The 21115-nt window shown below is 70.5% G+C and carries 17 protein-coding genes; 2 read left to right on the plus strand and 15 right to left on the minus strand.

Features of this window, described 5'->3' with window-relative positions:
- The 14 genes from recD to F624_RS0120370 all read right to left on the minus strand — a co-directional run bounded on the left by recD (position 1) and on the right by F624_RS0120370 (position 18211).
- Positions 1-1839, minus strand: coding sequence for an exodeoxyribonuclease V subunit alpha (gene recD, locus F624_RS0120305; RefSeq protein WP_019576185.1), 1839 nt, complete (start codon positions 1837-1839; stop codon positions 1-3).
- A complete protein-coding gene (recB, locus tag F624_RS0120310; RefSeq protein WP_019576186.1) occupies positions 1836-5468 on the minus strand; it encodes an exodeoxyribonuclease V subunit beta in 3633 nt (1210 codons plus the stop codon). Before recB ends, recD begins: the two co-directional genes overlap by 4 nt.
- The gene (gene recC / locus F624_RS0120315; RefSeq protein ID WP_031255683.1) at positions 5465-8938 is read right to left on the minus strand and encodes an exodeoxyribonuclease V subunit gamma; all 3474 of its coding nucleotides are present in this window, start codon (positions 8936-8938) and stop codon (positions 5465-5467) included. Before recC ends, recB begins: the two co-directional genes overlap by 4 nt.
- 115 nt (positions 8939-9053) lie before the next feature.
- Positions 9054-9977 carry an ACP S-malonyltransferase gene (locus tag F624_RS0120320; RefSeq protein WP_019576188.1) on the minus strand — a complete coding sequence of 308 codons (924 nt, stop codon included), beginning with the start codon at positions 9975-9977 and terminating at the stop codon, positions 9054-9056.
- Positions 9974-10885 carry a triphosphoribosyl-dephospho-CoA synthase MdcB gene (mdcB, locus tag F624_RS0120325; protein ID WP_019576189.1) on the minus strand — a complete coding sequence of 304 codons (912 nt, stop codon included), beginning with the start codon at positions 10883-10885 and terminating at the stop codon, positions 9974-9976. The genes F624_RS0120320 and mdcB overlap by 4 nt, the downstream gene beginning before the upstream one ends.
- A 4-nt stretch (positions 10886-10889) precedes the next feature.
- Positions 10890-11570, minus strand: a complete 681-nt coding sequence (mdcG, locus tag F624_RS32695) for a malonate decarboxylase holo-[acyl-carrier-protein] synthase (protein WP_019576190.1) — start codon at positions 11568-11570, stop codon at positions 10890-10892.
- A 19-nt stretch (positions 11571-11589) separates the two neighbouring features.
- On the minus strand, positions 11590-12300 hold the full coding sequence (mdcE, locus tag F624_RS0120335) for a biotin-independent malonate decarboxylase subunit gamma (RefSeq protein ID WP_019576191.1): 711 nt from the start codon (positions 12298-12300) through the stop codon (positions 11590-11592).
- Positions 12297-13205, minus strand: coding sequence for a biotin-independent malonate decarboxylase subunit beta (locus F624_RS0120340; RefSeq protein ID WP_019576192.1), 909 nt, complete (start codon positions 13203-13205; stop codon positions 12297-12299). Before F624_RS0120340 ends, mdcE begins: the two co-directional genes overlap by 4 nt.
- Complete coding sequence (mdcC, locus tag F624_RS0120345) at positions 13202-13543, minus strand: malonate decarboxylase acyl carrier protein (RefSeq protein WP_019576193.1); 342 nt, start codon at positions 13541-13543, stop codon at positions 13202-13204. The genes F624_RS0120340 and mdcC overlap by 4 nt, the downstream gene beginning before the upstream one ends.
- A 43-nt stretch (positions 13544-13586) precedes the next feature.
- Positions 13587-15257 carry a malonate decarboxylase subunit alpha gene (gene mdcA / locus F624_RS0120350; RefSeq protein ID WP_019576194.1) on the minus strand — a complete coding sequence of 557 codons (1671 nt, stop codon included), beginning with the start codon at positions 15255-15257 and terminating at the stop codon, positions 13587-13589.
- 9 nt (positions 15258-15266) lie between these two features.
- The gene (gene madM / locus F624_RS0120355; RefSeq protein WP_019576195.1) at positions 15267-16031 is read right to left on the minus strand and encodes a malonate transporter subunit MadM; all 765 of its coding nucleotides are present in this window, start codon (positions 16029-16031) and stop codon (positions 15267-15269) included.
- A gap of 4 nt (positions 16032-16035) precedes the next feature.
- Entirely contained in the window at positions 16036-16449 is a 414-nt protein-coding gene (gene madL, locus F624_RS0120360) for a malonate transporter subunit MadL (protein ID WP_019576196.1), read from the minus strand.
- A 193-nt stretch (positions 16450-16642) separates the two neighbouring features.
- Positions 16643-17557 (minus strand): LysR substrate-binding domain-containing protein, encoded by a 915-nt coding sequence (locus F624_RS0120365; protein WP_019576197.1) that lies wholly within the window; start codon positions 17555-17557, stop codon positions 16643-16645.
- An 81-nt stretch (positions 17558-17638) separates the two neighbouring features.
- The gene (locus tag F624_RS0120370) at positions 17639-18211 is read right to left on the minus strand and encodes a TetR/AcrR family transcriptional regulator (protein ID WP_019576198.1); all 573 of its coding nucleotides are present in this window, start codon (positions 18209-18211) and stop codon (positions 17639-17641) included.
- Positions 18212-18287: 76 nt separating this feature from the next.
- Here F624_RS0120370 and F624_RS0120375 point away from each other — a divergent pair, with 76 nt between their 5' ends.
- A complete protein-coding gene (locus F624_RS0120375) occupies positions 18288-19475 on the plus strand; it encodes an MFS transporter (RefSeq protein ID WP_019576199.1) in 1188 nt (395 codons plus the stop codon).
- Between the two features lie 148 nt (positions 19476-19623).
- On the opposite strand, the gene F624_RS0120380 is transcribed toward F624_RS0120375, so the two are convergent.
- Complete coding sequence (locus F624_RS0120380; protein ID WP_245573689.1) at positions 19624-20220, minus strand: Uma2 family endonuclease; 597 nt, start codon at positions 20218-20220, stop codon at positions 19624-19626.
- A 625-nt stretch (positions 20221-20845) separates the two neighbouring features.
- Here F624_RS0120380 and F624_RS34920 point away from each other — a divergent pair.
- Positions 20846-21106: a hypothetical protein gene (locus tag F624_RS34920; protein ID WP_157443537.1), complete on the plus strand. Its 261-nt coding sequence runs from the start codon at positions 20846-20848 to the stop codon at positions 21104-21106.
- The last annotated feature ends 9 nt before the right edge of the window (positions 21107-21115 follow it).

Consider the following 21115-nt stretch of genomic DNA (forward strand, 5'->3'; position numbering starts at 1 on the left):
CTACATCGTCAGGCCACCGCTGCGCACGATCTGGCGCTCCACCGAGCGCAGCAACACCGGCACGGCCGGTACCGCCAGGGTCAGCCGGGTCTTGGCGCGGGTGATGCCGGTGTAGAGCAACTCCCGCGTGAGCACGGCCACGGGCTGCTCGGGCAGCACCAGGCAGACATGCTCGAACTCCGAGCCCTGCGATTTGTGCACGGTCATGGCGAACACGCTCTCCACCGCGTCCAGGCGCGAGGGCTGCACCCAGTGCACGCCCCCCGCCCCATCGGGGAAGGCCACCCGCAAGCCCTTGGCATGCGGCAGGCACAGGCCGATGTCGCCGTTCATGAGCTTGAGGGCGTAGTCATTGCGCGTGGCCATCACCGGCCGCCCCGGGTACCAGCCCTCGGGCGGAAAACCCAGCGCCAGCGCGATGCGCCGGTTCAGCGCCTGCACCCCCCAGGCCCCCTCGCGCACCGCACACAGCACCTGAAAGCGCGCCAGCGCGGCCAGGGCCTGCAAGGCCTGGGCGTCGCTGCTGCCGCCGGCACCGATCCGGGCCAGGGCCTCCAGCCCCGGTTGCCAGCCCTGGCGCCACAGCGGGGCCAGGGCCGGGTCGCCCCCGGGGCGCGGCTGCAGGCGCTGCACCGAGGCGGTGCTGCGGCCCGCCACCGGGGCCTGCTGCCAGAGCTGGCGCACCGAGCCCACATCGCCCGCATTCACCGCCCGCGCCCATTGGCCGATGGGGCTGTCACCGGCAAAACGGCGGCTGTGGCGCAGCATCACCGTCTGCTGGGCCAGCACGCCGCCGTCGCCCTGCCAGGGGCGGAGGTCCACCTGGGCCACCTCGGCCAGCCAGGCCACGGTGGCCGCGCTGTAGCGGCCGGCCTGGGCGCCGTGGCACAGTTGGCCCATCACCGCGCCGGCCTCGACCGAGGCCAGCTGGTCTTTGTCGCCCAGCAGGATCACGCTGGCGTGCAGGGGCACGGCGCGCAGCAGGCGGGCCATCATCTCCAGGTCGATCATCGAGGCCTCGTCCACCACCACCAGGTCCAGCGCCAGCGCGGGCAGCGGGGCCGCAGCGCCGCCACCGGGGCGCACCTGCAGCAGCTTGTGCAGGGTGGCGGCATGGGCCGGGATGTCGGCGCGCAAGGCCTCGGGCAACGAGGCCAGGGCCGAGGCGATCGATTCGCCCAGGCGCGCCGCCGCCTTGCCGGTGGGCGCGGCCAGCGCCACGCGCAAGGGCCGGCCCAGCTGGGCCCGCGCATGCGACTGCAGCAAGGCCAGCAGGCGCACCACGGTGGTGGTCTTGCCGGTGCCGGGCCCGCCGGTGACCAGGGTCAGGCGCTGGCGCGCCGCCAGGGCACAGGCCACCTTCTGCCAATCGGGCCCGGGCACCGCCGGGTCGGGCGGAAACAGCTGGGTCAAGGCCTGGGCCAGGCCTTCAGGGGCCTTGGGCGGCAGGGCCAGGCGCGCCTCGATGCTGTGGCGGATGGCCTGCTCGGCCTCCCAGTTGCGGCGCAGGTACAGGCGCTCACCCTCGCGCACCAGGGGGCTGCTGGGGCCGTGCACCCAGGGCAGGTGCTCGGCACCAGCGGCCAGGTCGGGCGGCAGGGCTTGCAGGGCGGGCTCCTCCCAGCCCAGGGTGGGGCCGGGCTCGCGCTGCAGTGCTGCCAGATCCAGGCAGGCGTGGCCGCGGCCGTACTGGTGGCTGACCAGGGCAGCCAGCCAGGCATGGCGTGGGTCATCGCTGGGCTGGGCTTGCTGCACAAAGGCGGCCAGGGCCCGATCCAGGCGGTTCAGCGGCGTGGCTTCAGCGGCATCGACCGTGCGGGCCAGGAGAGAGGTCGTCATGCGGGCTGCTCCGGCGGGTGGGTCACAGGCGCGGGCACGGGCGCCGCAAAGGCCTGGTCCAGCGATTCGATGAGTTCGTGCGGCGGCCGCTCGAAGAACACGCCCTGGCCGGGCTGGTCGATGCCGCGCGCAAACAGGTAGAGCGCGCCGCCCAGGTGGCGCTGCGGGCTGTAGCCGGGCAGGCGCCACTTGAGCAGGCGGTGCAGCGCCAACAGGTACAGGCAGTACTGCACGTCGTAGCGGTGGGCCAGCACCGCCTGGGCCAGGGTGGCCGGGGCGTAGTCGGGCAGGCGGTTCGACTTGTAGTCGAGCACGTGGAAGCGGCCCTGGTGCTCGAGCACCAGGTCCATGAAGCCGGTGAGCATGCCTTCGAGCTGGCGCGGCTGCAAGGCGGGCCGCGGCTGCCCCGGCAGCACCTGGGCGCTGATCAAGGCATCGAGCGCCTGCGCCGACAGCGAGCGCACCGGCAGGCTGAAGGCCATTTCGGCCCAGTACTGCGCCGGCGCCAGGGCCCCCAGCACCAGAGGCTTGGCGTTGCCCGGCCAGTGCAGCTCGGCGCGGGCCAGTTGCTGCACCCAGGGCGCCAGGGCGGCGGCCTGGGTGTCGTCGAGCTTCAGGGCCAGGGCCTGGCGGGCCAGCAGGGCGGCCCACTCACGCTCGACCTCAGCAGCCTGCGCCCCCTCCTCGCCGGCCTGGGCGATGGGCCAGCCGCGCTGGGCCTGCCACTCCAGCAGGTCGTGCAGCAAAGTGCCGTAGCGGCTGCCGGCCGGGAAGTCATCCCAGGCCCCGGGCAAGGCCGCCTGGCCACTGTCGGCGGCGGCCAGTTCGGGGCTGAGCAGGGGCAGGCTGTCGGCCTGGGCGTCTTCCAGACGCGCCTCTCGCTCGGACGGGGGCACGGCCGATTCGGCGCTCAGCGGCACCAGCTCACGGGTCAGGGCGCTGAAGCTGGCCGTCCACCAGCCGCTGCGCAGGGCACGGCGGGCCTGCAGCGCGGGCTGGCGCGCCGGCTCGGCGGCGGGTGGGGTGTAGGCCTGTGCGTCGGGCGCCGGGGCCGGCAGCACCGCGATGTCGGGGCACAGGCCCCAAGCCTGCAGCGCAGGGCCCAGGTCGTCCGGGCCCTGGCGCCCCAGCAGGCGCGACAGCGCGCTGCGCAGGCGCGGGCTCTTGCCGTCCAGGTCGCCCTTCACCGGGGTCACGCCCAGCCACAAGGCCTGCTCGGCACGGGTCAGGGCCACGTAGAGCAGGCGCACGTCTTCGGCCAGGCGCAGGGCGTCGTCCTCGTCGTCACCTTGCTTGTCTTCGCGGAAACCCGCCGCAAAGGGCAGGAACACCAGCGGGTACTGCAGGCCCTTGGATTTGTGCATGGTGACCACCTGCACCAGGTGGGCATCGCTTTCGAGCCGGGTCTGGGCGGCTTCACCGCTGGCGCGCGGGTCGCGCAGCTGGGCCTCCAGGTGGCGGATCAGGGCGCCCTCGCCTTGCAGGCCCTGGCTGGCCTGCTGCAGCAGGTCGCCCAGGTGCAGCAGGTTGGTCAGGCGGCGCTCGCCCTGCGGGCCTTCCGGTGAAGCCTCGGCCAGGGCCGGGTCCATGAGGCGGCGCGGCACCTGCAGCTCGTGCAGGCAGCGGTGCAGCAGCGGCAGCACGCCCTGCTGCTGCCACACCTTCTGCCAGGCGTGCAGCTGGTCGATCAGCGCGTCCCAGGCGTCTTCGTCGTGCAGCAAGGCCTCCAGGGCCGACCAAGACAGGCCCCAGAGCCGCGTCAGCAAGGCGGCCTTGACCGCGCTGACCGAGCGCGGCTGGGCCACCGCGCGCAGGATGCGCCACAGCTCGTGCGCCTCGGGGGTGGCGTAGACGCTGTCGCGGTCGGACAGGTAGACACTGCGCACGCCGCGCCGCGCCAGCTCGGCGCGGATGGCCTGCGCCTCGTGGCCGCTGCGCACCAGCACCGCCATGTCGCCCGGCTGGGCCACGCCCTGCTGCAGCAGGCGCACCATCTGGCTGGCGAACAGGGCCGCCATGTCGCTCAGCAGGGCCGACTTGGTGGCCGGCTCGGCGCGCTGCTGCCACCACACGGTGAGGGCCGGCTGGGCCTGCCCGCCGCATTGCAGGGGCTGCACCTGGGGGTTGCGCGCTTCCACACAGTCGAAGGGCACGGCGCCAAAGGGCGCCTGCAGGCGCGAGAAGATGTGGTTGACCGCCGCCACCACGCCCCGGGTGGAGCGGAAGTTGCCCGACAGGGTGTGGATGGCCTGGGCCTGGGCGCGGGCCTGCAGGTAGGTGGCCAGGTCGGCCCCGCGGAAGCTGTAGATGGCCTGCTTGGGGTCGCCGATCATGACCAGGCCGGTGCCCAGCGCCCGGGCCTCGGGGCCCTGGTAGATGCGCGCCAGCGCGCCGTACTGCCAGGGGTCGGTGTCCTGGAACTCGTCCACCAGGGCCACCGGAAACTGCTGCCGGATGGCGGCGGCCAGGCGGCCGTCGGGGGCCTGCAACGCGTGGTACAGGCGCTGCAGCAGGTCGGAGAAATCAAACTGCGCCTGCTGCGCCTTGGCGGCCTGGTAGGCGGCACCGATCTCGCGTGCGGCATGGGCCAGCCAGTCGGGGCCGATGTCGGGCTCGGCCTGCAGGTGCCCGCACAGGGCGTCGATGTCGGCCAGGGCCGCGTGCGCCTCGGCCTGGGCCCAGCCCTTGTCCATCAGGCGCGGCAGCGCAAAGCGCTCCAGCACCTCGAGCTTGATACTTTCGCCCTGCACCCAGGCCGCCATCTGGGCCAGCCAGCCGGCCAGCCAATCGGGGCGGTAGTTCTTGAGCTGCTTGGCTGCGGCGGCATCGCTCACGGCCTGCACCAGCTCGGGCGTCCAGCCGGCGCGGGCGCGGGCCTCCAGGGGTTCGCGCCGGGCCTGCCACTCGGCCCAGCGGGCCACCAGGGCATCGGGCTCGGGGCCGGCATAGGGCGCCTGGCCCGGGGCCCGTTCGGCCAGCGACCACAGCGGCTGCAGGCGCTCCAGCAAGGCCTGAGGCGTGCCGCCCAGGGGGGCGATGGCGCCGATCTGGCTCAGCGCCAGCGGGTAACACCAGCGCCGCCAGTAGTCTTGCGCGGCGGCCAGGCGCAGGGCATCGCCGTCTTCCACCCGCTGTTGCTCGAACAGGCTGGCGCTGTCGAAGGCGTGCTGGCGCAGCATGCGGCTGCTCCAGCCGTGGATGGTGAAGATGGCGGCGTCGTCCATCCACTGGGCCGCGATGTCCAGCCGGGCCGCGCAGGCCGGCCACTCGGCCTCGGGCACCTGCTCGCGCAGGCTGAGCAGAAAGGCGTCGGCCTCGGCCCGCCCGGCTTCGGTGTCGGCAAAGCAGCGCGCCGCCTGGGCCAGGCGTTCGCGCACCCGGCCGCGCAGCTCGGCGGTGGCGGCGTCGGTGAAGGTCATCACCAGGATCTGCGGCGGGAACAGCGCCCGCTCGGGGTTCAGCCCCGCCTCGGTGTGGCCCAGCACCAGGCGCACATACAGGGCGGCCACGGTCCAGGTCTTGCCGGTGCCGGCCGAGGCCTCGATCACCTGCAGGCCCTGCAGCGGCATGGTCAGCGGGTCCAGGCGCTGCAGCTCGGGGGCCGGGTTCATGTCGATGGCCGTGCTCATTCAGCGTCTCCGATCGGGCCCAGGTGCAGTTGGCGGGCCAGCTCGCCATACAGGGCTTCGCCCCAGCGGGGCAGCTCGGCCTGCAGCTCGGCATAGCCCTGGAAGCAGCGTTGCAGGTAAGGCGAGCGCGCGGCCTCGCCCTCGCGCTGGAAGTCGCCCTCGTAGGCGGCGCGGGCCAGCTCATGGGCCTGGGCCTCGTCCTTGCCACGGCGCAGGGCCTGGCCATAGGCCCAGGCACTGAGGCAGGCCACGGGCAGGGGCTGGGCCCAGGCGGCGCGGTAGACCTGCACCAGGCCGCTCAGCACCGCCAGCGCCTGCGCGGGCGCCAGCGGGCGCAGCACAATCTGCCCGTCCAGCCCCAGCACGGTGCTGGTGAGCGCCAGGCCCTGGGCGCAGCCGGCCAGGTGGTTGACCCAGACCGCCGCCACCACCTCCACCCGGGCGCCTTGCTCCTTGCCCTTGCCTTGCAGCACCGCGCCCGGGCGCATCACCCGCTGCAGACAGGGTCCGCGCCACAGGCTGTCGCCCCCCTCTGCCGGGGCCGGAGCGTCCGCCGACCCGAACAGGCCGCCGAGCGAATCTTGCAGCCGCAGGCCATCCACCACCAGGTCGATGGGCTGCGCGGGCAGGGTCTGGGGGTAGCGCTCGGCCCAGGGCGCCAGGCGCTCCTGCACCACGGCGACGCGGCCCTGCAGCTCGTGCAAGTCGCGCTGGCCGAAGGCGGCCAGGGGCAGCAGGCCGCGCAAGGGCAGCTCGGCCAGGGCCTGCACGGGGTCGGCCGCCTCCAGCACCGACTGGCCAGCCAGGTACTTGTCCAGCCCGTCGAGGGCAAAGGGCTCGGTGTCTTCGCCGGCCTCGTCCAGCTCGCTCAGCACCACGCCCAGGCGGGCCTTGAAGAACACCTCGACCGGCTGGCGCAGCAACTGGCGCAGCGCGTGCAGGCTCAAGGGGTCGGGCACGGGCACGAGCACGGGCACCAGGGAGGCTGGGGGCGGCAACGCGACCTCGGCCACCACCGTGCTCTGGTGCGCCTGGGCCCAGTCGCTGTCGTAGGTGCGAAAGCCCGAGCCGGCGCGAAAGTAGGCCTCGGAAAACGGCTGCAAGGGCTGCTGCCGCACAGGCCGCGCCGGGCGCCAGCCACTGTGCAGGTGCTCGATCAGCTGCGCCACCAGCACGGAAGGCGGTCGCTCGGCGTTGTCGGTGGCGCGGCGGCCCTGCCAACTCAGGTAGAGGCGGTCGCGGGCCGACAGCAAGGCCTCCAGGAACAGGTAGCGGTCGTCTTCTCGCCGCGAGCGGTCACCGGCGCGCCAGCTGCTGGCCATCAGGTCGAAGTCGCGCGGCGCGGTCTGGCGCGGGTAGTCGCCATCGTTCATGCCCAGCAGGCACACGGCCCTGAAGGGGATGGAGCGCATGGGCATCAGGGTGCCGAACTGCACGCCGCCGCCCAGAAAGCGCTGCTGCAGGCCACTGTCCTGCAGCTGGGCCAGCCAGTGCTCGCGCGCCACCTCCAGCGGCAGTGGGCTGTCCAGGCCGGCCTGCTCGCAGGCCTGCAGCCAGGCGTCCAGGGGCGCCAGCAAGGCCTCGATCTGGCGCGCCTCCAGCTCGTCGGCGGCCTCGAAGAAGCGCTCGACCACGCCGCGGAACACCTGGCCCCATTCGGCGGGGGGGCGCTCGCACGCCAGCGCCTGCAGCGTTTCAGTGACCCCATCGACCCAGTCGAGCAAGGCGTCGGCCACGGTGGCATCCAGGCCGCTGAGCGCGGGCTGGGCCAGGGTGTCGGCCCAGACCTGGCCGTCGCCCTGAGCGCCCCCCTCGCCCAGGGCATAGCCCAGCAGCAGGCGGCGCAAACCGAAGGCCCAGGTGTTGTGCCCGGCACCGGCCACCCCCACCGGCAGGCCCCAGCGGCGGCGGTGCGGCTCGTCCAGGCCCCAGCGCACGCCGGCCTGCTGCAACCAGGTGTGCAGCTCGTCCACCTCGACCTCGCCCAGGCCGAAGCGCTGGCGCAGCGCCCGCACCTCGAACAGGCCCAGCCAGTCCGACAGGGTGAGGCGCGACTGCGGCAGCGACAGCAGGGCTTGCAGCGCCTGCACGATGGGCGACTGGCGCGGCGAGCGGTCGGCCACCGAGTAGGGGATGTGGCGCGGCTGGCCCGGGGCAAAGCGGCCGAACACGGCCTGGATGTGGGGCGCGAAGACGGCGATGTCGGGCACCATGACCATCACATCCCGCGGGCGCAAGGCCGGGTCGGCATCGAACCAGGCCAGCAATTGGTCGTGCAGCACCTCGACCTCACGCTGCGCCGAGTGGCAGGTGACCAGGGTGATGGAATGATCGTCCGGCGGCAGCGGCCAGGGCTCGGCGGGCGTCTGCAGGTGCAGCATGCCCGACTGCAGCTGGGCCAGCTGGCTGGGCTGGGCCAGGCCGGCCAGCGGGTCGACAAAGGCATCGACGCGCACAAAGCGGTGGCGGTAGCCCTCCACGTTGTCGAACTCGTCAAGCATGTGCAGGTAGTCGCGCCCCTGCTTGCCCCAGGAGGCCAGCAGTGGGTGCCCCGGGCGCGCGGCCTGGGCGGCCTCCAGCTGGGCCGGCTTGACGCGCTGGCGCCGCCGCAGCACCTGGCGCAGCTGGGCGTGGCCCTCGACCAGATCGCCCCAGTAGTACTGGCTGGGGTTGTGCACCAGCATCAGCACCTGGCTCAGTTGGCCCAGCGCGGCCAGGGCTTCGACCGCCTGGTGCGACATGGACGAGATGCCGAACACCACGATGCGCTCGGGCAGGCCGGCCGGGCGTTCGCCCCCCGCGGCCAGTTGCTGCAGCCGCGCCATGAAGCGGGCGTGCACGGCGGCCCGCGAGGCCTCGGCCAGCGCCTCGCCCACATCGGTGCGCAGATCGCGCCACAGGGCCGGCTGCCAGGCCTGGGCCGGGTCCAGCGGCAGGTCGGGGCCTTGCGGCTGGCTCAGCACATCGCGGCCCTGGGCCCAGGCGGCCAGCCAGTCGGCACGGTAGCTCTGGTAGCCGTCGAACACATCGGCCAGTTGCAGGGCCAGCTGGTAGAGCTTGCGCCCGTCCGGCGCCTCGCTGAGGTAGCGCTGCAGCGGCTGGTACACCGGGCGCTGCTCGATCAGCGCCGGCAGCAGGCGCATCAGCCGCCACACCAGGCTGGACTTGTCGAAGGGCATGTGGGTGGGCACCTGCTCGGCGCCCAGCACCTGGCGGTACACCTGCCACAGAAAGCCGCTGGGCAGCTCCATGCGGGTGGCGGCAAAAATGCCCAGGGCAGTGTCGTCGGCCAGCGACACCTCCAGCCAGTGCTTCATGCCGGCGCTCTGCACCAGCAGCACCTCGGGCGCCAGCGGCGCCAACGGCTGGGCCCGCAGAAACTGCACCAGCAGATCGCGCAGGTCTTCCAGGCGATTGCCGTGCAGCACCATGAAGCCGGGCGGGTGCGAAGGCCGGGAAAGGGTCGACATGAGCAGAGACGGCGCAGTGGAGGAAAAACCAGGGTCCGCCGCGGCGCGGGCCACGGCGCCGGCAGTATGACATGCGGGGGCGGGCCAACCAGCCACCGGCCCCCTACCGGCGGCGTCAGGCGATCAACCAGGCGGCAGCGCTTTGAGGCGAGCGGAAATCCTCCAGCGCACGCACCGGAATGGCCGGAAACTGACGCGACCACATGGCGCTCAGCGCGCGGCCGGGGCCGATCTCGATCACGCGATCGACCTGGCGCTCGGCCAGGGTTTCCAGGCAGGCGGACCACTGCACCGTGTGGTCGATCTGCTGGCTCAGGGCGGGCCGCATCTGCTCGACCCGGCGCAGGGCACTGCCGGTGGCATTGGCGGCCACCGCGCAGCGCAGGGGCTGCCAGGTGATGCCGGCCAGGGTGTGGGCAAAGGCCTCGGCGGCCGCACGCAGGGCCGATGAATGCGAGGCGATGCGGATGGGCAGGGGCTTGCAGTGCACCCCTGCGGCCGCCAGCAAGGCCTCGGCCTGCTGCAGCAGCGCCACGCTGCCGGCCAGGATGAGGTGGTCCGGGCCGATGCGGATGGCGACCTCGAGGGGCCAGCCCGCCAGTTGGCGGGCAATGCTGTCCTGGTGCAGGCCCGACACCGACAGCAGCCCGCCGGGCACGCTGCCGGCGGCGGCGTCCATGGCCTGGGCCCGTTGCGCGGCCAGGGCCACGGCGACGGCCGGGTCGAAAGCGCCGGCACAGGCCACGGCCGCCAGTTCGCCGACGCTGTAGCCGGCCACGATGGCCGGCCCCTCGGCCAGGTGGGCCGACACCGCCCCCCAGGCAGCCAGTGAGACCCCGGTGATCAGCACCTGCGCAAAGCGGTTGCGCGACAGTTCTTCGGGATCACCCAGCCGGGCCCGCCAATCGGCGCCCAGGTGCTGGGCCATGGCCTGCAGCGGTGCGGCCACGCTGACCTCGACCCGGGCCTCGGCCTCCAGCCAGGGCAGCATGTCAGCGTGCTGGCTGCCCTGGCCCGGAAACAGAACGGCGTAGCTCATGACCCGGCTTCCAGCACCGGGGAAGGCATAGGCTCGCCCAGCGGGCGGGCTGTCACGGCATCCAGCCAGCAGGCCGCGCCCAGCAGGTCGGCCGCGCCGCCGGGGGAGAGGCGGCGCGCCACGAACTGGGCGTGGATGGCCCGCGCACGCTCGGGCCAATCGGCCCCCTGGGCGCCGCCTTGGTTCAGAAAGCCGCGGGCCTGTTGGCGCGCGAAGTGCAGGCCCTCGATACCCCCGCGGTGAACCAGGTTGGTGTCGTCCAGCACCGCCAGGGTGGCGAACAAGGCCTGCACCCGGGCCCGGCGGTCGGGCCAGCCCGCACGGCGGGCTTGTCGCAGCGCCGGCAGGCTGTGCTCGAACAGCACCGGAAAGCCCAGCGCGGCCTCGTCGCCCGCGCTGCGCAGCCCGTGTGCGCGGGCGGCGCGCTGGCCGTTCGAGGCTGGGGGGCGGCGGCGCACCTGGGCGGCGCGCTCGCTCAAGGCCGGGCCCCAGCAGCGGCGCAGGGTGGCACGCAGGCCCTCGGCGTTCAGGGGCTGGCCCTGGGCCACCCGCCAGCCCGCGCTGGCGCACAACAGGCCCAGGCAGAACACCGCGCCGCGGTGGGTGTTGACGCCCCCGGTGGCGCGCAGCATGCGGGCCTCGGCCTGCAGGCCCAGGGCTTGCAGATCATCGAAGGCCGCCTGGCGGGCACCAGCGCGCACCATGTGAGCGAAATAGTGGCGCAAGGCAAACAGGCTGCGCACGAAATGGCTCGCGTCCATGTCGCGGTGGCTGCCGGTGTCGCGCAGCGAGACCAGGCCGGGCTTGGGCTCGAGCACCAGCTCGGCGTAGAGGGCGCGCACGGCTTCCCGGGCCAGGCGAAACGCGGCCGCCTCGATGGACTGGGGGGGCTGGCAGGTCGAGGGCATGGCGTCAGGCCGGCAAGGCTTCAGCCCTGGGCTGCAGCGCGTCGAGACCGATCAGGGCGATGCCATCGAGCCGTTTGGCCAGCACCTGGGGCACCTGCCCTTGCAGCAGCTGGGCCATTTCGCGCCAGGCCACCGCGCAGCCCCCGGGAAACACCAGCTCGCCATCGATGCGGCAGGGCAGGCTTTGGCTGGCCAGCAAGCGGACCACCGCTTGCGCGGCCGACAGATCGGGCACCGCCAGGCGGAGGTCCAGGTCGGATTCCTCGCGCACATAGCGCAGGCCGGTCAGGCATTGCCAGCCGAAGGAGCCATAGACCTGCACCGCGCCCACGGCGTGGCCCAACAGCTCGCCCAGCGCCAAATCCAGGGCCTGCGCGCGGCGCCGCCAGCGTTGCCGCACGGTGGCCTCCGACAGCCTGGGAAAGCGGCCGCTGTAGGCGAGCTGGCTCAGGGGCAGCGCAAATGCCAGGCGGCGGCGCTCCCATTGGGCGGGTGCGGGCAGGCCCAGGGTGACGGCATCCTGCAAGGGGACACAGGGCTGCCGGCTCACCACCAGGGGCAGGCGCTGCGCGTGCCAGTGCCGGACGACGGCCTGGGCCACGGGGTCTGGCAAGGCCTGAGCGTGCAGCGTGGCCCAGCCCTCGGGCGTGGGCCAGACCAGGCTGTTGCGTTCGAGTTGCAGCATGACCGGCTCCTCGGGGGGGTCAGGCCTGGGCAGGATGCTGAGCCACACGCTGGGCCACCTCGGCCGCCAGCCGGCGGCCACCGCGCTCGGCCCCATCGCGGGCGCGCTCATCGGTGATGGGGGCCTGGGCCAGTGCCTCGCGCAGCTGGGCCGCCAGATCGCCGCGCCACAAGGCCCGCACGCCGCCCATGGCCACATAGTTCTCCACCCCCGGGGCGAACACCGGGTTGGACTCGGCGAGTGCGGCCAGGCGGGCTTCGTCGATCTTGGTCACCCGGGCCATGGCGGGCAGGCGCATGACGCGGATCTCGGCCTCCGGCAGGGCGTAGCAGGCGTCGGCAATCAGGCCCGAGGTGATGAAGCCGCCCGACAGCGCCTGGTCGTACACCAGGCCGATCACGCGGTGGCCGCGCTGGCGGGCCAGTTCGATGCACAGGCCCAGGTGGGCCATGTAGCGGTTGATGCCCAACAGCTCGTCGCGCCGGCGCAGGCGCTGGCCTTGGGTGTCGACCAGCAGCAGGATGGGGCGGCCGGGGTGGTCGCGCACCGTGTCGAGCACCGCACGGGCCTGGGCCAGGGCCAGCTCGATGCCGATGGCGGCGTGGTCGGTGGTGCCCACCACGGCCAGGGTCCGGCCATCGAGCTGGGCGGTGCCGCGCAGCAGTTCGCCTTCGCGGCTGACCTGATGGTGTTCACCGAACAGGCCTGGAAGCAAATCGGTCCAGATCATGGCTGGGCTCCTTCTTGGACAGCGTGTTTGAGCAAGCGCACATCGGCCGCATCGAGGTTGACCACCGACGGCGCGTCGGGGATGCCCAGGTGGCGCCAGATGTCCACCGCGTCGGCACAGTCGCCATGGTCGGCCAGCCGTGCGGCCAGCAAGGCGTGCTCCTGCTCCAAGGCCTCCAGGGTCAGGGGGCGGGCCTGGCCCAACAGCTGCAGCGCAGCCTCGCGGAAGGCGCCCAGTTGATCGTCCACCAGCACGTCGCAGTCGCCCATCAGGTAGCGGTGTTTGCCCCCGGTGGTGCGCCACACCAGGGCCCGGTCCTTGGCATCAAACTCTTCGACGCCGTGCGAGGATTCAATCACCTCGGGGCCCGACATGGACAGGCGCGCCGCGTCGCTCATGACCACGTGGTCGGCGCAGCGGGCCACCAGGCCCATGCCCCCAAAGCAGCCATTGGCGCCCCCGATCAGCATCAGCGTGGGGATGCCCGCCGCCCGCGTGGCCAGCAGGGCCCGCATGACCTCGGACACCGCGATCAGCCCGGCATTGGCCTCGTGCAGGCGCACGCCGCCCGATTCGGCCAGCACCAGCACGGCGGCCGGCCGCTGGCGCAGCGCGCGCTGGAACAGGCCCACGAGCTTGGCGCCATGCACCTCGCCCACGCCCCCGCCCATGAATTCGCCCTCCTGGGCGGCCACGAGCACGGGCTGGCCGCCCAGCCGGCCCTCGCCCACGACCACGCCGTCGTCAAAGGACGAGGGCACGCCGAGCTGGCTCAGGTGCGGGCTCATGACGCGGGCCGAGGGGCCGAGGATCTCGGTGAAGGAGCCCGCGTCCAGCAGTTGCAGCACGCGCTCGCGCGCAGTGGATTCGGCGAAGCTCGCCTGCAGGGGGTTGGCAAGGCTCATGGCTGGGCGCTCCGCATCTGGGCCACGGCCTGGTCCAGCCGCAGGTTGACCACGGCGGGCGTGGCCCCCATGTCGTTGATGGAAATGAGCACGCCGCCCAGGGGGTGGCGGGCATGGAAGTCTTCGGCCACGGCACGCCAGATCGGGGCGAAGCCGCGGGCCGAGGTGCTGACCTCAAGGCGGCACTCGCTGACCGCGCCGCTGTCGGCAAGCGGCTCGATCAGCACTTCGAGGTTGCCCGAGCCGACCACGCCGACCAGCACCGGCGCAAAGCGGCCGGCCGGCTGGGTGCCGGTGAATGAGAAATGGAGGGTTTCAAGCCCGTGGGGAATGCTCATGGTGTTGGCCTTGTTCGCTGTGGGTTTCGCCGTAGATTGCGCATCACCAGTTGCGGAAGCGCTTGGGCGGCTGGTAGAGGCCACCCGAGGCCCGCACCAGGTCGCGCATGGAGCGCGCCGCCAGCAGGTTGCGGGTGGCATCGCGCTGGTCGATGCCCAGGTCTTGGGCGCGGCGGATCACGCCGCGGTCGCGCAGGTTCTCGACCATGCGACGATCGCGCCCCAGGCCGATGGGGGTGTAGCCGGCCACGCCGCGGATGGCCTGCTCGCGCTCCTCGTCGCTGCGGCACAGCAACAGGTTGGCAATGCCTTCTTCGGTGAGGATGTGGGTCACGTCGTCGCCATAGATCATCACCGGCGGGATCTCCATGCCGGCCTGTTCGGCCAGTTGCCAGGCGTCGAGCTTTTCCACGAAGGCCGGCTGCATGTGTTCGCGAAAGGTCTCGACGATCTGCACCACCAGCTTCTGGCCACGCGGCATGGCGGCCACGCCGCCGCGCCCCTGGCGGGCCTGGGCACCGGCCTTGAGCCAGGCCGGCGACACATGGCGGCGGCCCCGGGCGTCGGCGCCCATGTTGGGGGCCCCGCCAAAGCCCGAGATGCGGCCCAGGGTGGCGGTGGAGCTGTGGCCGTTGAGGTCGATCTGCAGCGTGCTGCCGATGAACATGTCGCAGGCATAGTGGCCCGCCGCCTGGCTGAAGGCCCGGTTGCTGCGCATGCTGCCGTCCGGCCCGGTGAAGAACACATCGGAGCGGGCGCGGATGTAGTCCTCCATGCCCAGCTCGGAGCCGAAGGAGTGCACGCTCTTGACCCAGCCCGCTTCGATGGCCGGGATCAGGGCCGGGTGCGGGTTCAGCGCCCAGTGGCTGCAGATCTTGCCCTTGAGGCCCAGCGACTCGCCATAGGTGGGCAGCAGCAGCTCGATGGCCGCGGTGTCGAAGCCGATGCCGTGGTTGAGGCGCTGCACCCCGTATTCGGCATACAGGCCCTTGATGGCCATCATGGCCATCAGCACCTGGATCTCGCTGATCTGCGCCGGGTCGCGGGTGAACAGCGGCTCGATGAAGTTGGGCTTGGGGGCCAGCACCACGAAGTCGACCCAGTCGCCCGGGATGTCGACCCGGGGCACGGCATCGACCAGCTCATTGACCTGGGCGATCACGATGCCGCTGCGAAAGGCGGTGGCCTCGACGATGGCGGGCGTGTCTTCGGTGTTGGGCCCGGTGTAGAGGTTGCCCTGGGCATCGGCGGCCTGGGCACACACCAGCGAGACCCGCGGCGTGAGGTCGACAAAGTAGCGCGCAAACAGCTCCAGGTAGGTGTGGATGGCCCCGATGCGCAGCTGGCCCGCCGACACCATCTTGGCCAGGCGGGCGGCCTGCTGGCCCGAGAAGGAGAAATCGAGCCGCGAGGCAATGCCGTTCTCGAACAGGTCCAGGTGCTCGGGCAGGGCCAGCACCGACTGCACCATGTGCAGGTCGTGCACCCGGGCCGGGTCGAGCTGGGTCAGCGCACGGGCCAGAAAGTCGGCCTGCTTCTGGTTGTTGCCCTCCAGGCAGACCCGGTCACCGGGCTCGATGACCGCATGCAGCAGGGTGCCGATGGCCTGGGCCGCCACGGTCTTGCCCTGCAGCCGGGGGCCGAGGGCCTCGGCCGCCCGGACCTGCCGCGCCCGGCGGTTGCTTTGTTGGGTGTTCCAGTTCTTTTGTTCCATGGCAATGGCTCAGCCCACGAGGGCTTGGGTGGCAAAAAACAGCAGCGAGGGCCCCAGCAGGCAGCCCAGGCCGGTGTGAAAGGTGGCGACCAGCGCGCCATAGGGCACCAGCTTGCGATCGGTGGCAGCCAGCCCGGCGGAGACGCCGCTGACCGTGCCCGCCAGACCGCCGAAGACCATGGCGGAGCGCGGTGTCTTGAGGCGCAGGAAGCGCGCCGCCACGGGGGTGCCGACCATCACGAGGATGGCTTTCACGAGGCCGGTGGCGATGCTCAGGGCCATCACATCGGGGCTGGCGCCGATGGCGGCCCCGGTGACCGGGCCGACGATGTAGGTCACGGCGCCGGCGCCGATGGTGGTCATGCTCACGGCATCCGAGTAGCCAAAGCCCCAGGCGATGGCCGCCCCGACGATGAAGGGCAGCACGGTGCCCAGCAGCAGGGCCACCACGCCGATCAGGCCGGCCTTGCGCGCCTCCAGCGGCTGCACTTCAAAAGCCGTGGCAACGATGGCGAAGTCGCGCAGCATGGCGCCGCCCATGAGGCCGATGCCACCGAACAAGGACAGGTCGGCCAGCCCCTTGTGCCCGCCCGTCTGGGTGCCGCCCCAGTAGGCCAGCGCCAGGCCGATGACGATGGCGATGGCCGAGCCGTGCACCCGGCCGAAGGTCAGGTGCTTGGAGATCTGCCCGGCCAGCAGGACGATCAGGCCGACCACGGCAAAGGCGGTGACCAGACCATTGTGAAGCGCTGCTTTTTCGAGAATTTCGAGCATGGTGTCACTCCTCGGCGGCCACGAGCGGGTTGTTCAGCTGGGCCGCGTCGGGCGCCTGCGGGCTGAGCACCTCGGCCCGGTTGATCAGGGTGATCACCACGGCACACACGGCCACCGCCGCCACGGCCGACAGCAGCGCGACAGGGCCGCCACGCAGCGCCGAGACCATGTCCTGTTGCGCCGCCATGGCCACCACCACCGGGATGTACATGGCGCCCCAGTATTCGACGCCGAGCTCGGTGAGCTTGGGCAGCTTGTTGTTCTGAAGCATGTAGAGCCGGGCCGCCATGAGCAGCAGCATGGCGATGCCCACCCCGCCGACATTGGTCTTGACCCCGAGCAGTTGCCCGAGCAGGTCACCGATGAAGATGCCCAGCAAGTGGCAGGCCGCCAGCAGCGCTGTTCCGTAGATGATCATGTCTGTCTCCGTTTTTGTGATGTGCAAGGGTGAATCCCTTGGCGTGCATCGTAGGAAGGCAGACCGGCTGGATCAATTAACCTGGGCAGCGAACGTTTTCACGGTGCGCAACGGTTGCGGCGTGAGCCCGCTGGCCCCTGTCGGTGCCGCTGGCCGGGCGGGTCGGCAAGCCGGGCGGATCGGCCCGCTGCGCTCAGCGCAGCGCGGCCTTGGCGCCGCGGCAGACGGCCAGCAGGGTGAGCAGGTTGGGATCGCGCTCGCGGGTGCGCAGGAAGTTGAGCGCGATGGTCTGGCGCATCAGGAACCGGGGCTGCAGCGGAATGAAGCGCACCTTGTCAGGAAACACATCGCGCACCCGGCCGGGCAGCAGCGTGCAGCCCAGCCCGCCGCTGACCAGGTTCATGAGCGAGAAGATGTCGCCGGTCTGCATGACCACGTTCGGCGTGAAGCCGGCCACGCTGAACGACTGCAGAAAGCCGTTGTAGGTGGCAAAGCCCTCGCCCAGGCTGACAAAGCGCTCGGCGGCACACAGGCTCAGGTCCACCTCGTCCAGCGCTTCGTAGCGCGAGCCCACGGGGGCCGCGAAATAGATTTCGTCTTCGAACAAAGGCTCGGACTCGATGTCGGGGGAGGCCGGCGGCAGGGCCATCAAGGCGGCATCGATGGCACCGTCGCGCAGCTTCTGCTGCAGATCGTCGTTGGAGCCGAGCACCAGTTCGGCCATCAGCTCGGCCCGGCGCACCTTGAGCGCGATGATCACCTCGGGCACGGTCTTGACGGTGAGCGAGTAGAGCGAGCCGATGCGGATGCGGCTGGCCGAGTAGCCGGCCACGTTGCGGGTGGTGTTGATGCCCTCGTTCATGCGCCGCAGCACATCGCGCGCCACCTCGGCCAGGGCGTAGGCGGCTTCGGTGGGGTGCAGGTTGCGGCCTTCGAGGCGGAACAGGCTGCAGCGCAGGCCCTCCTCCAGCGAATGCAGCGCACGGTGCACGCTGACCGTGCTCACGTCGAGCAACTCGGCCGCGCGCGTGAGGTTGCCGGTTTCCATGAACGCCAGCAGCACCTCGAGCTTGCGAAAGGTGATTTCTTCATCAACATGGAGACGCATGGGGGCCTGGCGGTTCGTCGTGGATCGCGCAATGGTAGTGCCTGGGCCGAGGCCCCAACCCCTGCGGGCGCCGGGCCCGGCTCATCGCTGAGCCTGGTCCATGCAGGACTGCACCCAAGTCTGCAACTGCTCCAGGCTCGGTGGCGCGGGGCCGAACAGGCCCCGGAAGATGATGGGCGCCACCACGCTGTCCATCAGGGCTTGAGCGGTGGGCAGCACCTGACCCGACGACCTACCGCGCTGCAGGATCACGTCCAGCTGGCCTTGCAGGTAGGCCGCGCACTGGCTGGGAGGGGCCGGCACGGTGCGCGACTGGCCTGCCAGAACATCCCGCATCAGGGCCCGACCGGGCTCGGAACTCATCTCTTCGAGGTACTGCTCGGCCCAGGCCAGCAGATCACCCTGCACGCTGCCCGTCTGGGCCGGCTCGGCATCGGCACGCCAGCGGTCCAGCGCCACATCGGCCAGCAGATCAGCCAGTTCGCCCCAGCGGCGGTAGAGGGTGGACGGGGTGACGCCGGCGCGCGCGGCGATCAGAGGCACGGTCAGCGCCGCGCGCCCTTGTTCGGCGATCAGGTCGCGCACGGCCTGGTGCACGGCCGCTTGCACACGGGCACTGCGTCCACCAGGGCGAAGACCGGCTTTGGGGTTCATGGCGCGATGCTAAAGCAAAAAATATGCGTTAGTGCTCTAATGCTTTAACGCAAAAAATTTGCTTTAGAAGACTGCCATGGCCGCCCTCCCCCATCCCCCCGCCGCAGCCCGCCACTGGAGCCCCCGAGCCGCCTTGTGGCTGCTGGCCTCCATCGTCGTGAGCTTTCTGGCCGCCTCCAGCGCCCCCTCGCCTCTGTACGCGCTGTACCGCGAGGCCTGGGGGTTTTCGGCCCTGACCCTGACCCTGGTCTTTGCCAGCTACGCCGTGGCCTTGCTGGGCGCCTTGCTGGTCCTGGGCAGCTGGTCGGACTACCGTGGTCGGCGCAGCGTGCTGATCGGGGCCCTGGTGCTGGAGATGGGCGCCACCGTGCTGTTCTGGTGCGCCGACTCGGTGCCCTGGCTGCTGGCCGCCCGCGTCTTGCAAGGGCTGGCCACCGGCATCGCCACCAGCACGCTGAGCGCCGCCTTGATCGACCTGGACCGCGACCGCGGTGCCTTGCTCAACAGCGTGGCGCCCATGGTCGGCATGGCCCTGGGCTCCCTGGGCAGCAGTGTGCTGGTGCAGTTCGCGCCCGCACCGACCCAGTTGGTGTTCGAGTGCCTGCTGGTGCTGTTTGCCCTGCAGACCGGGGCCGCACTGGCCCTGTCTGAAACCGTGACGCGCCGGCACATGCCCTGGCGCACGCTGTGGCCCCGGATCGCCCTGCCCGCGCAAGCGCGCCCGACCCTGCTGCGCATCCTGCCGGTCAACACCGCCCAATGGGCCCTGGGCGGCTTCTACCTGTCGCTGGGCCCCAGCCTGGCCCGCCTGGTGACCGGCAGCCAGCAACCCATCGTGGGGGGCGCGCTGATCACCTGCCTGGTGCTGACCGGCGCCGTGGCCATCCTGCTGGTGCGCCAGCGGCCGGCGCACACCGCCTTGCTGGGCGGGACCCTGGCCCTGGGCCTGGGGCTGGCCATCACCCTGATCGGCATGGTGCTGCCCAGCGGCGCGGCCTTGTTTGGCGGCACCGTGGTGGCCGGCCTGGGTTTTGGGGCCGCCTTCAATGGCTCGGTGCGCAGCCTGGTGAGCCTGGCGCAGCCCGAAGAGCGCGGGGCCCTGATGGCCGGCTTTTTCTCGCTGAGCTACCTGGCCTTCAGCGTGCCCGCCGTGCTGGCGGGCCTGGCCGTGGGTGTGTTCGGACTGGCCGCTGCGGCGCTCGGGTTTGGCCTGGCGCTGCTGGCCCTGTGTGGGATCGCGGGGGGGCTGATGCTCAGGGCTTGAGCGGGGCGCCCCCTGCAAGAGCTAGAGCAAGGGTGGTGGAGGGGTTCTGGAGGCGACCCCGAGGGTCCGCAGCATCGTGACTGAAATCAGAACCGCGAGCCGAGAAAAAAGCGCTGGCGTGGCCGAAGTGGGAGAGGCCTTGCAACACTCAGGGTGCAACAGCCTCCACCCCCTTGAAGACGGTACTCATGGGCAACTTGCAATCAATGCTTTCCAGCCCCAGAACCTCGGCCCCCGTCTGATCCTTCAATATCCATCCGCCGCCTTCGGTCAAGGTAAACACTTCGACCTCACGTTTGACAGGATCAATCAACGCGTATTCACGCAAAGATTTCAGGGTGCGGTAAAGGATGAATTTTTCGCGCTTGTCGTACCCTTTGGTGCTGGGGGACAAGACCTCCATGATGAGCGTGGGGTCGGTGATGGTCTGCTCATCTCCCGCTTCAGCCTTGCCGCAGGTGACGAGCACATCGGGGTACAAGACCCCGTCTGCGACCTGCACTTTCATGCTCTCGGCGAAGACCTGACCTCCCGTGCCATCCAGGTGATCGGCGATCCGGCTGACCAAGTTCAGGATCACCCGGTTGTGCCTCGCAGTGCCGCCCACCAGGGCAAACACCTCGCCCTGATGGAACTCATGCCGATCTGCCTGGCTTTCCTCCCACGCCATGAACTGGGCCAGGGTCATTTTTTGCAATGGGACTGCCATGTGCGCACCTTGCATCAAAAACTCAATGGGTGCCATGGTACCCATGGGTCATGTTGTTTCAAGCAACATGGCCTCCCAGTGGCCGGGGCATGGTTCCCCTATCGCTGCAAGCTGTCGATCGAGCCATGGCCCAACAGAACAGCCACGGCGTCCATCATGTCGCCGGTGACTGTCGATTCTCATTCAGATCTGAACTGACCATCACGATGGATCAACGACTTAGAGAACAGTGGGATGATCAGCTCTGAATTTAGAAATCATCTAAGTCTGAACTTCTTGCTTTTGTAGTCATTTAAGTCTGAATTTTTGACACGAACTGCCGCAAGAAGTGAGCAGCACCCACTCGATAGGACACCAACGCCGAGCGGGTCAACAGCTCAATTGACACTAAGGGAAAACAGGGACGGTCAACCCAACCCTGGATGAACTTGGACCTGAACTGACGCGCGCGGGAGGATCTAAAGGGATTCATGAGCCAGGACTCTGAGCTGGCACGATGCGGTTCAAGGTGCAACACAGTGTCACGCTGAACCACGCCTACATGGCCCCACTGAACTGCCACGTCATAGCCGTAACAGTACCGGTTACCAAGCATTTGAGCCTGGAGGTGCCCAAGGGCTTAGCAAAACGCGCGAGAAAAAAGTAAAGGCCATAATGTCGTATGACCGCCAATGACCTGCGTACATGGCAAAAGATCATGAACTTCGACAATGCAGCTGCAGCAGAAGCGCTTGGGCTTGCTGTCGATGACTACTGCGATCTTCTGAAAGGTTCAGTCGCGATTGAGCAACGAACGGCACTGGCCTGCTCTGCGCTTGCTGCTGGACTGGGTCCATGGAATTCAACGAGCGTCAGGGAGCAGGTCCCTCCGGGGCGGCAGATTCGTGCAAAGCGGCAGCTCCTGTTGCCAGTTCACGATTGATCCATTTTC

Origin of the sequence: Curvibacter lanceolatus ATCC 14669 (genome assembly GCF_000381265.1) — a bacterium.
Taxonomy (GTDB): Bacteria; Pseudomonadota; Gammaproteobacteria; order Burkholderiales; family Burkholderiaceae_C; genus Curvibacter; species Curvibacter lanceolatus.

What these genes read in the sequence shown, in the direction of transcription:
- mdcB (WP_019576189.1), bottom strand. Translation starts at nt 10,885, where the DNA reads ATGCCCTCGACCTGCCAGCCCCCCCAGTCCATCGAGGCGGCCGCGTTT.
- F624_RS0120365 (WP_019576197.1), bottom strand. Translation starts at nt 17,557, where the DNA reads ATGCGTCTCCATGTTGATGAAGAAATCACCTTTCGCAAGCTCGAGGTG.
- madM (WP_019576195.1), bottom strand. Translation starts at nt 16,031, where the DNA reads ATGCTCGAAATTCTCGAAAAAGCAGCGCTTCACAATGGTCTGGTCACC.
- F624_RS0120380 (WP_245573689.1), bottom strand. Translation starts at nt 20,220, where the DNA reads ATGGCACCCATTGAGTTTTTGATGCAAGGTGCGCACATGGCAGTCCCA.
- recB (WP_019576186.1), bottom strand. Translation starts at nt 5,468, where the DNA reads ATGAGCACGGCCATCGACATGAACCCGGCCCCCGAGCTGCAGCGCCTG.
- recC (WP_031255683.1), bottom strand. Translation starts at nt 8,938, where the DNA reads ATGTCGACCCTTTCCCGGCCTTCGCACCCGCCCGGCTTCATGGTGCTG.
- F624_RS34920 (WP_157443537.1), top strand. Translation starts at nt 20,846, where the DNA reads ATGACCGCCAATGACCTGCGTACATGGCAAAAGATCATGAACTTCGAC.
- mdcC (WP_019576193.1), bottom strand. Translation starts at nt 13,543, where the DNA reads ATGAGCATTCCCCACGGGCTTGAAACCCTCCATTTCTCATTCACCGGC.
- mdcE (WP_019576191.1), bottom strand. Translation starts at nt 12,300, where the DNA reads ATGATCTGGACCGATTTGCTTCCAGGCCTGTTCGGTGAACACCATCAG.
- mdcA (WP_019576194.1), bottom strand. Translation starts at nt 15,257, where the DNA reads ATGGAACAAAAGAACTGGAACACCCAACAAAGCAACCGCCGGGCGCGG.
- F624_RS0120375 (WP_019576199.1), top strand. Translation starts at nt 18,288, where the DNA reads ATGGCCGCCCTCCCCCATCCCCCCGCCGCAGCCCGCCACTGGAGCCCC.
- recD (WP_019576185.1), bottom strand. Translation starts at nt 1,839, where the DNA reads ATGACGACCTCTCTCCTGGCCCGCACGGTCGATGCCGCTGAAGCCACG.
- madL (WP_019576196.1), bottom strand. Translation starts at nt 16,449, where the DNA reads ATGATCATCTACGGAACAGCGCTGCTGGCGGCCTGCCACTTGCTGGGC.
- F624_RS0120370 (WP_019576198.1), bottom strand. Translation starts at nt 18,211, where the DNA reads ATGAACCCCAAAGCCGGTCTTCGCCCTGGTGGACGCAGTGCCCGTGTG.
- mdcG (WP_019576190.1), bottom strand. Translation starts at nt 11,570, where the DNA reads ATGCTGCAACTCGAACGCAACAGCCTGGTCTGGCCCACGCCCGAGGGC.
- F624_RS0120320 (WP_019576188.1), bottom strand. Translation starts at nt 9,977, where the DNA reads ATGAGCTACGCCGTTCTGTTTCCGGGCCAGGGCAGCCAGCACGCTGAC.
- F624_RS0120340 (WP_019576192.1), bottom strand. Translation starts at nt 13,205, where the DNA reads ATGAGCCTTGCCAACCCCCTGCAGGCGAGCTTCGCCGAATCCACTGCG.